The following is a 12,719-nucleotide window of genomic DNA, read 5'->3' as shown; positions in this document are numbered from 1 at the left end:
GTTTACTCTTTTACGCCGTTATCGGCGATACCTGAAAGAATCGTCTTTTGACAAATGACGAATAGAATTAACAAAGGCAATACTGCAATGGTGCTCGCCGCCATAATTTGCGACCAGTTCAACCCATAGTTACCTTCGGCAATAAAGTAGTGACGAATACCAGTAGCGATCAGATTTAAATCCTGAGTCGTAATCACCAGGCTTGGCCACATGTAGCTGTTGTAATTGGTAATAAAAGTGATGAGGAACAGTGTTGCGACTGCTGCTCGGCATTGCGGTAAGATGATTGCCCATAAGATCTTGAGCTCACCTGCACCATCAATTCGTGCCGCTTCAATCAGCGACGGGTGCACCTTGATAAACACTTGGCGTAGATAGAACACACCGAAAACCGACGCCGCGTTCGACGCCACTAGCCCCATGTGCGAATCCAACAAACCCAGTTTTGCTAAGGTGATATAAGACGGAATGTAAGTCACCGCGCCCGGCAGCATGTAACAACCCATCACGATGAAATAGAGCAGCGTCTTCGAGCGAAACCTCAGCTGAGTCAACGCGTATGCAAACATCGCCGAATTCACAATCACCAATAGGGTCGTGAACAAAGCCACACTAAAGCTGTTGAAGATGTACAAGCCAAACGGCGCGCTGTGAAAGGTTTCGACAAAGGTCTCCCAGCGAAACTGCTCTGGAATCAAGTCCAGTGGGTTAGCAAAGATCTCATCGTTGCTTTTCAGCGAACCAGACAACATCCATAGAAACGGGAATACCATAATGGTTCCGCAGGTTGCTAAGAACAGGTGCTTAGCCAGTGCGAGGAACGAACTACGATCCACTGAGGCTTTCTTTGACACAACCTCTGATTTGGTCGCTATGGTTTGGGGGCTAACTTTGGTTTTCGCTGCGTTCTGATTCAATACTTGATTGGCATCCAATACTTGCGTGGTCATAATTCTGTCCTTTCAAAAATCGACTAGTAGTACACCCAGCGCTTGCCGATGTAGGTATTAATAAGTGCCAGCAATCCAGTAATCAGGAATATCACTAACGATGTCGTGGCCGCGGGCCCCATTTCGTAACGCTCAAACGCTTGTTGGTAGAACAAGTACAACAAGGTACGTGTCTCACCACCCGGCCCGCCCTGCGTTAAGATCTGGAACTGATCGAACGCCTGCATTGCCGTGATAATGTTGACCACCACTAAGAAGAATGTGGTTGGTGAAATCAGTGGCAGCGTTATCTTCAAAAAGCGCGTTAAGCTGCTGCAACCATCAATCAAAGAGGCTTCATACAGCGACTCTGGAATCTTGTTAAGCGCACTGATGTAGAACAGCATCGTCCAACCAATCGCCTGCCACACCGTCACGATAATTACCGCAATTAAGGCTGTGTTACCGTTTTCTAACCATGGAATCGCACTAAACCCTGCCGACTCCAGTAAGTGGTTTGCCAAGCCTGATTTGGTCTCAAATACCCAAGACCACACAATCGACACCGCGACTGTGGGTGTAATCCAAGGCGAGAAGATCACCGCACGATAAAACTGGCTGCCCTTGAAATTTTTGTGCAGCAGCATCGCAAACACAAGGCCAAGAATAATGGTGGGAATCACCACACCCACAGAGAACCAAAACGTATTGAGCATCGCTTGGATGAACTCGTAATCCTCAACCATGTACTCGTAATTTTCTAAACCGATGAACGAATAATCTGGCGAGATGTAATCCCAGTCGGTGAAGCTGATGTAAATCGAATAACCAAATGGTACGAGCCAAAAAGTAAACAGTGGCACCAATAACGGTGCAGTAAATAGCAGTACCTTTAAGCGGTTTTTCATTGGTTCTGAGAAAGCACTCATGGTGACCTCGTCCTTATTTGTATGCGGTTAAATTAAGGGGTTTGTGTGACAGGTTAGTAAGAGCGCCCTTCATTTTTTTTATGGCTACTCATTAGAAAACCTTTCTTCCAGTTCACCGTCTTCCATTTGGTGATAAAGCCAATCACAAAAGAAATTCACCTTGGCACTGCGTCTGTGTTTGCTAATCAAATAGTGGGCAGATTCGGCAGGCATTGAGGATTCAGTCGCCAGAACCAGATCGTTTTTCTCTAACAGCTCAGACACCGCTAGCGAACGCACCAACAACACGCCAATGCCATGTTTGACCGCCTCTAATGCATGCAGAGAGTTACTCACTTCAAGTAGCACCTTCGGTAAGGTCATCTCGAATTGGTTGTGACTCAACCATTGCAGCCAGTTCTCTCGGTAGCCTTTTACTTGCACTGTCGGCAGAGCAGAAAAATCATGCTTAGCCAAGGCATCTTGATATTGGTTTTTAAAGTCTGGGCTACACACCAACTGCCAATGTTCTTGAAACAGTCGCTCACTATGAGTGTCTTCGCTTTCGACCTTGCCGTTGGTCAGCTCGATATCGACATTCTGACAAGGGTTGGTTGATGGCCAGTCCACCAGCTGAATATCGAGCCTGATAAAAGGGTATTTCTTATAGAAGGCTGGCAGTCGAGGTAACAGCCAGTTATGACAAAAGGTGTGATTTACGCGCAAGCTCAACACGTCGGTTTCTTTTTCCCCGAAGAGGATTTGAGTCTGTAATTTCAGGTGTGCTAATGAACCCGCAACAATCGGTTGATAGTGCTGGGCAGCTGACGTCAGCTTTACGCCTTTGGAGCTTCGCTCAAACAATGTGGTATCGAGAAAGGTTTCTAAACTTTTAAGCTGCTGACTCACCGCAGCTTGGGTAACACAAAGCTCGCGCGCAGCAGCGCCAATAGAACCGAGGCGGGCAACAGCTTCGAACGCAACAAGGGCACGTAGAGGGGGTAACATGGCTTCACCTGATTGAAATAAAAGTGAAAAATACTTCAATCAGGTTTCAGTTTTTTGCGCTTACCGTTACAGATTAATGACGAAGGGACGTTGATCAGATATTTATGATCAACGTCCCTTTTCTTTATTTCATGTTCTTAGCGGTGTGTCGCCGCGTGAATCAAACGCAATTACTCTTTGATGTAGAGATCCTTAGAATAGATACGCCCTTCTACATTGTTCTTCGCAAAACCACCAACACTTGGTCGTACTAGACGAGCCTGCATGTAGTAGTAAATTGGTGCGATCGGCATATCTTCTGCCAACAACTGTTCTGCTTGATCATAGAAACCTTGGCGATCTTGTTCACTGGTTGCAGCTAAGGCGCTGTCCATTGCTGCGTCGTACTTGTCGTTATTGTAACGAGCAAAGTTACCCGAAGAACCAGAGCGCAATAGGCTCAAGAAGGTTGATGCTTCGTTATAGTCACCACACCAAGAGGCGCGCATTACATCGAAATCACCTTGGCGACGTGACACCAAGTAAGACTTCCACTCTTGGTTTTCAAGCTCAACTTGTGCACCTAAGTTGCCTTTCAGCATTGATGCAATCGCCACTGCTATGGACTTGTTCGATTCACTGGTGTTGTAAAGCAGTTTGAAGTCCAACGGATTAGACGCATCGTAGCCCGCTTCTTTCAGTAGCTCTTTTGCTTTTTGATCACGCTCCTTCTGAGTCCAAGTACTGTATTCAGGTTGTGTCGCATCAAAACCAGCCGTGTACTCATGAGCAAAGGTATAAGCCGGTAAGTTGCCGACCTGAGTAACACCATTGGTGATAACGTCACGCATCATGGAATAAGAGACGGCTTTACGTACCCGCACATCATCAAAAGGTGGTCTCGTAGTATTGAATGCGTAGTAATAAGTACACAGCAGAGGCACTGTGGTAAACGCATCTTGGTATTTGGTTTTAAGCTGCTGCGCCATGTGTGTCGGCACGTCCGAAGTAATATCGACCTCGCCCACAGCATAACGGTTAATCGAGGCATTCTGGTTCTCAAACGGAATGTAAGTCACTTCGGTTAAATGCGTATCTGAACTGTCCCAATATTTCGGGTTCTTCTTCAGCTCAATGCGCTCGTTCACCACCCACTCGTCTAGCACAAATGCTCCATTACCAACAAATTGCTTAGGATCGCTCCACGGCTTGTCGCTACTCTCTAGGGCTGCTTTGTGCACTGGCATCATGGATGTGTGGCCCGTCATCGCCACAAAGTAAGGCACTTTACTATCGAGTTCGAACTTCACCGTGTGTTTATCGACTGCAGAGATACCTAACTCTTCAACTGGCTTTTTGCCTTCGGCTACGTCAGCGATATTGTTGATTTGAGTAAGCTTTAGGTACCACACATTTGGCGATGCCGTTTTAGGGTCTACCGCGCGTCTTATCGCATACACGAAATCATCGGCCGTCACCGGATCGCCATTCGACCACTGCGCGTCTTTACGTAGGTGGAATACAAACGTCTGGTTGTCTTCGGTTTCCCAAGACTGTGCAACACCTGGGGTGATATTGCCATCGCGATCTTGAATCACTAAACCTTCAAATAGGTCACGTAGAATGTGCATTTCTGGCAGGCCTTCTGCTTTCGCAGGGTCAAGCGTCGCCGCTTCTGCATCGTTAGCACGAACTAAATGTTGTTCTTTCGCCAGAGAAGTTCCCGCAGGCAATGTGTCAGCAACGGCAGTTACTGAGATAAAAGGGGTCAATAGAGATGAAATGAGTAAAGCCGTTGAATGTTTCTTAAAATCCATATGTTTTTGCTCTCCTAGCCTATCTTTGAAGCAAGTAATAAAATTAACAATGCGACTGTTGACGAGTTTTAACGCTTTAGTTTATTTAAGTAAGTTTGTGTAATCGTTAATACTTGATAGTACTTGATCAATCAGGAGATAAAGGTGAGTTTAATTCCAAGAACGGAAAGAGCTGCATTTTCAATAAAGCCGCTGTCATATGGAAAATCAGTGTTGGGTGCGCCTTTGCTCTATTTCCCCGCGCAAATAGAAAGCGAGTCTCGCGGGCTGATCTTAGCAGGCACACACGGTGATGAAACCGCTTCTATTGCAGGATTATCTTGTGCGCTGAGAAGCTTGCCAGCCGCCAACTTGAGACACGATGTGATCCTGTCGATGAACCCAGATGGCAATCAATTAGGCACTCGCGCCAACGCCAACCAAGTCGATCTGAACCGCGCCTTTCCGACTCAGAACTGGACAGAAAACGGGACCGTCTATCGCTGGAGCTCCCACACACCAGTCAGAGATGTAAAAGTGAAAACCGGCCAAGCCAACCAGCTCGAACCTGAAGTGCAGTCCCTCATCACACTCATTGAACAGCGTAAGCCAAAATTCGTCATCTCTTTCCACGAACCACTCGCTATGGTCGACGACCCAACTCAATCGGAACTCGCCACTTGGCTAGGCAAGCAATTCAACCTACCGCTCGTCGAAGACGTGGATTACGAAACCCCAGGCTCATTCGGCACTTGGTGCCAAGAAAGAAGCCTACCGTGCATTACCGTAGAACTACCGCCCGTTTCAGCGGATTTAACTATAGAAAAGTATTTGGATGCGTTTGTGGCAGTGTTGGGGTGTGAGGGAAGTTAGCGCAACTCATTTTTGGACAATACTTTGTTAGATTAATTGCTTTAACAAGAGTGCAATATATAAGAATAAGTAACTTGAAATCTGATTTGTGCAGACTACCCCAAGATTCTAATACTCACTATTTTTCATTTATTTTTTGACTACTGTAGACTTTCTTCAAACCACCTACTTCCTATACTCACAGATATTGTGGGACATTAAAGGATCAATATATGAACCGAGTTTACTCACTTGCATTAATAGCGAGCTTAACCATGAGTCCAATTTCTCTTGCTGCTGAACAAGCGGATGTGATTATCACTAACGCCAAGATTTACGGTTACGACGATGCAGATGCTATCGCGATTTACGATGGTAATATTGTGTATGTTGGTAATACACCCGAAGTCAATGCCTATCGGACCTCGACAACTAACATTATCAATGTTGAACAAGCTTTTGTGATGCCGGGTTTTATCGATAACCACAACCATGTGTTTGAAGCGGCTTCGGAGGCAGGGGGCAATTGTGAGCTGAATATGGATGCTTCACTGGAAGAGCAGATCCCCTATCTAAAAGCGTGTCGTAAGCAAGCTAAGTCGAACGAATGGCTAATGGGTTATGGCTTTTCTCTTGATGCAATCCTAAGTGAAGACAACCGTTATACACCTTTAGAAGTGATTGACCGTATTTTCCCGGATCAACCAGTGGTGATTATGGAGCAGACTTCCCACTCCATGTGGGTGAATTCAGCAGCCCTTAAGCAAGCAGGCATCTCCAAACACTCCCAAGAACCGCAAGGCGGCAAGATTCTTAAAGACGATGAAACTGGAGAACTCAATGGCATTTTGCTTGATAATGCGGGCGATATTGTTATGGAGATGGCATGGAACAGCTTAGAGAGCCAATTTGATCAAAGTTACGAAGGCTTAATGGCAGGCCTTGAAGAAGCGGCCGCTCATGGTATAACCACAATTGGTGACGGTCGATTATATTGGAAACGTGGCTGGTATGAAGTGTGGAAACAAGCTGAAGAAAAAGGAAACTTAACGGCTCGTGTATCGCTTCGCCCGTGGATTTACCCGGCCGACTCCATGGAACCCCAGCTTACATTTTTAAAGAAAATTCAATCCAGCGACAAATCTCGTTTGCTACTGGTGGATCAGGTGAAAATGTATAGCGATGGTATTTTCATTAACGGAACTGCAAAAACACTGGCTCCGTATCTAGACACCTATATTCCTGACGAGCCATACGGCATCAACTATATTCCACCGCAGCAAATGAAAATCTGGCTTGATGAGTTAAATCAAATTGGTTATAGCGCTCATATTCATGCTATAGGTGATGGAGGTATTCGTGAGTCACTGAATGCTATCGAATATGTTCGCAGTCAAGGCGCAGATAAACCTTATACACTAACTCATGTGGAGCTGGTGAACTCAAAAGATGTCCCACGTTTTGCCAAGCTGAATGTAACGGCAGATTTTCAGGTTGGCTCTGATTATGTGGCTTACCATGATCACAAATGGGCAGAAGTTTTTCTTGGTGCTAAACGCACCAGAGCCATGATGAACCTGAAAGCCATCTTTGATACAGGGGCTAACGTCTCTTTGAGTAGTGACTGGAATGTGCATGATATCAATCCGTTAGTTGGTATCGCCAATAGCCTTAAAATGGGTAAAACGGGATTGCCGGATATTCATTCAGCGATTGATGCTTACACAACCAACGCCGCAGAAAGTTTGGGAATCAGTGATATTACAGGTTCGATAGAAGTCGGAAAATCAGCAGACTTTGCCATTTTGGAACATGATATTACCCGCTTGCGGGTAGGTGAGATTGCCGACACTAAGATCTTAATGACAATGTTACAGGGTGATATAGTTTTCGACTCAGAAGAGTAACTAAAAAGGTGCAGGATGTTTCCGGCACCTTATTTTTTCCACGGAGGTAAGAGTGCTACGTAAACGTTTCTATATTGAAGTGAGCCTGAAACAACTAATACTGCTGGTGATCCTTGTCCCGGTACTGTTTAGCTGCACCTTCGATAGCATGCGCGATATGGAACATGGTAATCAGTCGGCGATTTTAGCCGTTATTGGGCTCATGATGGCTGCTGGTATTATTGGCGTGTTTGAAGCGACATACCAGAAAACTCAGCTTGCTAATCAGATTCAGCGAATTCTGGTTCACTTCACTAAGCTACTTCTCTTTACTGGTATTTCTGAGCTTATGATCTTGGCGATAGCGGCTATTGGCACCACATCAACGGTATGGGACGATCCATTGCTATGGGCGCTATTACCTATTTACGCCTCCCTGTATATCTATGATTGGTGGGATGCGCTTATCGCAGCGTCTGACTAATTCGCTACTTGTATTGGTGTTTCTGGGGCAGAAGATGGTAGTGTTTAAAGGCTTTAATTACCATACTCCCACTTTCAGAAAGGGTTAGTCCGTTGCGCCAACACAGCTCAACTTTTCGGTCAATGCCAGAGAGTTCGAAGTCGCATTTGAGAGCAACCAGTAGGCCGTTTTCGATTTGCGTGCTAACACACTCCTCTGGTAAAAACGCAAATCCCTTATTGTGTTTGAGCATAGCTATGAGGGGATCGATATCTGAGAACACACAGTAACACGGGCTAAAACCATCGTTGTCTTCGCTACTTACTTCACCCCATACTAACTCGCGGTATTCACTCAAGTCCTTACTGGTAACGTGAGATAACTGAGCCAGTGGATGGTCAGGACTACAGACTAGAATTTCTCTATAGTACCCTAGACGGCAATAATCGAAATGTTTGTGATGAATAGTTTCCGACTCATGGGTAATTATGACATCTACATGACCATCGCCTAAGTCTTGCTCCAGTTGGGTTCTTTCATCGCGATAGACCTCAACACTCAAATGGGGTAAATCTAAAACAGAGGCTAGAGGTTGCGTAAACACAATGTCAGGGATGTAGTTTTCAATCCCTATGGTCAGTACAGTCGGCTCATTTTGCATAAGTATTTCAGCACCTTGGACAAACTTATCAAGGTGGCTCAGTGTATGAGTAAGATGGGGAAGTAAACGTTCCCCGTCTTTACTCAAAGTGGTTTTATTTCCTGTTCGGTCAAAGAAGTTAACCCCCAGATCGATTTCCAGATCAGAAATCCATTGACTAACCTGAGATTGCTTTTTACCCAGTTTACGTGCCGCGGCAGAAATCGATCCAGTTTCTACGGCTAATAACAGTGCTTTTAGATGAAGTGTGTTCATAGACCAATACTTAGAGTTGATGGTGCTTTGACTAATTCCAGTATGTATTAAATGCGTGACTCATTTCTTGAGATCTCAGCTCAGCCAAATTACACAATAAGTCCTTGTTCTTTATCAATTAAGACATATGTAGAATTAATAATTCTACTCGAAGATAAAAAAATATTAATAGAAAATTCTCCGCGCCCACCTATCTTGAATTACTATGCTCAGCGCGTAGCACCCGAAAAACAAGCCCTATTCGAAGAAAGCATACCGTTCTAACCCAAAAAAGAATGTATTAAAGACATATATGAAAAAAGATAAAGTAAATCACCAAAAACATTTTTAAACTAAGCAAACACTCTAAATTGTTTTGGGGCAGAAGTGCTTCATAGTGAATTTTGCAACAGGCTGTTGCAAAATTGGGGTTGGAGTTTGTCCAGCAGCCTGTTGGACATTCGATGAAGCAGGCAATTTACTAATTGTGCAGCAGCTTGTTGCACAAATAAATCTCATGTTGGTTTCATGCGCACTAAACACGTCTTGGGGCAAAGGTGTGTTTGCCATGATCGGCGCTAGCACACCTCTGATAACAACATACTATCAACTTAACCACGGCGCTTTTTGGCATTGATCTTTTAATAGAGATAAAAAGCCAGTGACTCGCGCTGACCTCTCATGCGCAGCAGAACTCACGAGGGCAACAATATCGGCATTTGGAAGCTCATAATTTGGCAATAATCGCACTAATTTACCACTATCAATCTGTGATTGAATATCCCATTCAGATCGCATGATAATCCCTAAGTCTCTTAAGGCCCAGTCTTTAATCACTCTGCCCTCATTACTTGCAAGTGAAGGACGAATTCGAACATTTTCTATGGATCCTGAGACTGTATGAGTAAAGCTCCACAACGTGACATCTTCATTATTTTCTCTCAACGCAATACATTGATGCTTCTTAAGATCTTGCGGAGTTTCAGGCTGTCCATAACGTGATAAATACTCGGGCGAAGCGCAAACAAAGCGCTTGTTTGGGGCTAAACTCACCATCTTAAGGCTGGAATCCGTCAGGTGACCAATGTAGATGATAATGTCCCATTTATGATGGTTGGCCCAGTTTGGCTTATCTGATAACTCTAGCTCCACCTCTAGGCGAGGATGAGCTTTTTTATACTCACCTAATAAAGGGGCTATCACATCGTTGCCAAAGCCAAGGGGCGCCAATACTCTTAGACAACCACTGACATCCCCTCTGCTTTCATTGAGTTTATCGGTGAGCTCGTCCAAATCTTCAAGGATCGAAATACCAGTATCAACTAAAACGCGCCCTTCTTCTGTTAAGCTAACCACGCGCGAAGGCCGTTGAAGTAACTTAAGGGATAGCTTCTTTTCGATATGTTGAATACGCTGAGTGACTGATGGTGGCGTTATATTGAGCGTACGAGCCGCATCTGCCAATGTTCTATGGTTAGAAACTACCACAAGAAATCGAATATCTTCTGTCGTCAACATTAACTTCCAACCTAATGTATAAGTAGATTTTTGTTAATATAATTCAACTTCTTCCTACTTCATAATCATTTCATCAATAGTTAACTTCACTTTGCAAGTTTAGGTAAATGAAATGATTAAGCATACGGAACACCCTGATTTAGAAAAAAAATACAATGCCATCGGCACACCATTTCTCTATTTGGATAAACAAAAATTTTTGAGCAACCTTGCTCAAATGCGCAGCCATATGTCGAAACTAGGCACACCACTAAGGCCCCACTTTAAGACCGTAAAATCGTTAGATGCGCTTCCGTACTTAATTGACTCTATAGAGGATCCAATCACTGTATCCACCCTTGAAGAAGCAGAACAGCTTGCCAGTTATGGTTGTAAAGACATTCTCTATGCTGTTGGCATATCAAAAGAAAAGCTATTGCGAGTCGAACTGCTACTGAAACGTGGTATGAGTATTGTGGTTTTACTTGATAGCATGGAACAAGTCGATTTCGTTAACGCCTACTGTCAAGAACGTGGGTGTGTTATTAGCTGCCTGATAGAGATTGATTGCGACGGACACCGAGGTGGAGTAAGTGCAGATTCCGAAGCCCTGATTGCAATGGCTAAGAGCTTAGGTAAGGGTTTGGGCAATTTTAAAGGGGTGATGCTCCACGCAGGTGAGTCTTACCACTGTAAGTCTCGAGAAGCGTTAAACCAATCCGCCAGTAATGAAGTAGCGACTGCACAACTTGCGGCGAAACGCCTCGAGTCGGTTGGGATTTACTGCGAAATAGTCAGCGTGGGTTCTACCCCGACGGCATGCTCATACACAAACACAAGTGGAATCACAGAAGTCAGAGCTGGCGTCTATTCATTGTTTGACTTAGTGATGCATCGGCTTGGAGTATGTACTTTAAACGATATCGCAATCTCAGTAGTAAGTAGTGTTATTGGACACAACAAATCGAGGGGGCAAATATTTGTTGATGCTGGATGGATGGCTCTTTCTTTAGATAAAGGTCATGACGAACAATGTTATGGCGTGGTTCTCCAACCGAATGGCCAAGAGAGTCAAATACTGAAAGTAGTGCAGGTAAATCAAGAGCACGGCATACTCGAAGCGGCTTCTGGAAGCGAGATCGACTTCGAATGTTTTCCCATTGGTTCTAGAGTACACATCGTCCCAAATCATGCATGCTCTACAAGCGCGATGCACAGTAAATACTATGTCTTTGACTTGGTCGAGGGTCAAATTGAGCAATGGCAACGTGTTTCAGGGTGGTAAACATGATTTATCTAGATGAAAAAACGACAGCAGCGTTAATTTCTCACGAGCTGGCATACAAAGCGGTCAAAGCGGCATTTTCTTCAGTACAAGATCAGCACTCATCAATATTTCCGGTCGTTAACGCATCAGGCCCGATCGAAGGCTCAATGTTTTCACTCAAATCAGCATGCACAAATCAATTACTTGGTTGGAAAATGGGAAGCTATTGGCCTTGCAATAATCAGTTTGGGCGACCGAACCATGGTACTCATATCTTTCTTCTTTCACCGGATACGGGGGAAATGAAAGCCATTTTGTCAGCAAGTTTGGTCAATGCCTACCGAACTGCAGCAGCTGATGCCATCGCTGTTGATCTACTGGCGAGACAAGATTCATCTGTACTCGCGTTATTTGGCACAGGTCATCAAGCTAAATACGAAGCGCTTGCCATTTCAAAAGTTAGGAATCTATCTAAAGTCCTGATTGTTGGTAGAAATCAGACTAACGCCAACCAACTAGCGAAAGAGCTAAGCAAAGAAGGGTTAACAACAGACATCAAATCCGCTCAAGAAGCCTGTGAAAGCGCAGATATTATTGTTACCGTTACAGCGTCTACCGCTCCTTTGTTTGAATCTTCATGGGTAAAACCTGGAACTCATATTTCTGCAATGGGAGCAGATAAAATAGGAAAACAGGAACTTCCACCATCGCTATTTGAGAACGCCACCCTCTATTGTGATTATTTATCTCAGTCCAAAACGATTGGTGAGTTCCAGCATGCGCCAGATAAAGAGATCTATCAGATCGGTGACAAGCTTCAATTAAAAGAAAGGAACAAAAACGACATTACTATTTTTGATAGCTCAGGAATTGCCTATCAAGATCTTTATATTGCGCAAATAGTTTTAGATAAATACCTATCCAAGGGAGATGACCATGAATAACGTTAGCTTTTTAAAAATAAACGGTAACACCATCGATGACATTATCGACCTCTCTGTGGAAGAGTCCCAAAAACATCTCATTGCTAATAACGCAGAATGGCTTGCAGAGGCGAGTTTCAACGACGATAGCGTCAGTTACGGCATTTATTTAGACGACAAGCCAGCAGGGCTCATCTCTCTTATCGATCCAAGACTACTCGACAAGTTCGATGATCACTTTCAAAAGGATCATTTGTACGTGTGGCGCGTCATGATTGACCATCGTTTCCAAGGAAAAGGATTGGGGAGTCAAGCG

Annotated in this window: 12 protein-coding genes; 6 read left to right on the top strand and 6 right to left on the bottom strand. The window is 44.4% G+C overall.

Going from position 1 to position 12,719, the window contains the following annotated elements; all coding sequences use genetic code 11:
* Positions 1–2: 2 nt before the first annotated feature.
* From A6D97_RS06865 to A6D97_RS06850, 4 genes are all read right to left on the bottom strand, one after another.
* Positions 3–950, bottom strand: coding sequence for a carbohydrate ABC transporter permease (locus A6D97_RS06865; protein WP_065584076.1), 948 nt, complete (start codon positions 948–950; stop codon positions 3–5).
* A 23-nt stretch (positions 951–973) separates the two neighbouring features.
* Complete coding sequence (locus tag A6D97_RS06860; protein ID WP_065584075.1) at positions 974–1,858, bottom strand: sugar ABC transporter permease; 885 nt, start codon at positions 1,856–1,858, stop codon at positions 974–976.
* 84 nt (positions 1,859–1,942) lie between these two features.
* Positions 1,943–2,845, bottom strand: coding sequence for a LysR substrate-binding domain-containing protein (locus A6D97_RS06855; RefSeq protein WP_065584074.1), 903 nt, complete (start codon positions 2,843–2,845; stop codon positions 1,943–1,945).
* Positions 2,846–3,015: 170 nt separating this feature from the next.
* Positions 3,016–4,641: an ABC transporter substrate-binding protein gene (locus A6D97_RS06850; RefSeq protein WP_065584073.1), complete on the bottom strand. Its 1,626-nt coding sequence runs from the start codon at positions 4,639–4,641 to the stop codon at positions 3,016–3,018.
* Between the two features lie 144 nt (positions 4,642–4,785).
* Here A6D97_RS06850 and mpaA point away from each other — a divergent pair, with 144 nt between their 5' ends.
* The 3 genes from mpaA (at position 4,786) to A6D97_RS06835 (ending at position 7,842) form a co-directional block, all read left to right on the top strand.
* Positions 4,786–5,493 carry a murein tripeptide amidase MpaA gene (gene mpaA, locus A6D97_RS06845; RefSeq protein ID WP_083190213.1) on the top strand — a complete coding sequence of 236 codons (708 nt, stop codon included), beginning with the start codon at positions 4,786–4,788 and terminating at the stop codon, positions 5,491–5,493.
* Positions 5,494–5,705: 212 nt separating this feature from the next.
* Entirely contained in the window at positions 5,706–7,379 is a 1,674-nt protein-coding gene (locus A6D97_RS06840) for an amidohydrolase family protein (RefSeq protein ID WP_017099396.1), read from the top strand.
* A 52-nt stretch (positions 7,380–7,431) separates the two neighbouring features.
* Positions 7,432–7,842 (top strand): hypothetical protein, encoded by a 411-nt coding sequence (locus tag A6D97_RS06835; RefSeq protein ID WP_017065034.1) that lies wholly within the window; start codon positions 7,432–7,434, stop codon positions 7,840–7,842.
* Positions 7,843–7,846: 4 nt separating this feature from the next.
* On the opposite strand, the gene A6D97_RS06830 is transcribed toward A6D97_RS06835, so the two are convergent.
* Both A6D97_RS06830 and A6D97_RS06825 read right to left on the bottom strand, forming a co-directional pair.
* A complete protein-coding gene (locus A6D97_RS06830) occupies positions 7,847–8,737 on the bottom strand; it encodes a LysR family transcriptional regulator (RefSeq protein WP_065584071.1) in 891 nt (296 codons plus the stop codon).
* 585 nt (positions 8,738–9,322) lie between these two features.
* On the bottom strand, positions 9,323–10,234 hold the full coding sequence (locus tag A6D97_RS06825) for a LysR family transcriptional regulator (RefSeq protein WP_017066873.1): 912 nt from the start codon (positions 10,232–10,234) through the stop codon (positions 9,323–9,325).
* A gap of 112 nt (positions 10,235–10,346) precedes the next feature.
* On the opposite strand from A6D97_RS06825, the gene A6D97_RS06820 reads away from it, so the two are divergent.
* The 3 genes from A6D97_RS06820 to A6D97_RS06810 form a co-directional block, all read left to right on the top strand.
* On the top strand, positions 10,347–11,498 hold the full coding sequence (locus tag A6D97_RS06820) for an alanine racemase (RefSeq protein WP_017066872.1): 1,152 nt from the start codon (positions 10,347–10,349) through the stop codon (positions 11,496–11,498).
* A gap of 2 nt (positions 11,499–11,500) precedes the next feature.
* Positions 11,501–12,424: an ornithine cyclodeaminase family protein gene (locus A6D97_RS06815; RefSeq protein ID WP_017066871.1), complete on the top strand. Its 924-nt coding sequence runs from the start codon at positions 11,501–11,503 to the stop codon at positions 12,422–12,424.
* A partial coding sequence (locus A6D97_RS06810; protein ID WP_139074303.1) for a GNAT family N-acetyltransferase occupies positions 12,417–12,719 on the top strand: 303 nt, incomplete at its 3' end. The genes A6D97_RS06815 and A6D97_RS06810, both read left to right, overlap by 8 nt.

This window comes from Vibrio sp. ZF57, assembly GCF_001691235.1.
Lineage (GTDB): Bacteria > Pseudomonadota > Gammaproteobacteria > Enterobacterales > Vibrionaceae > Vibrio > Vibrio crassostreae_C.
Note: the sequence above shows the minus strand (reverse complement) of the source record. Positions and strands in the feature narration are given on the sequence as shown.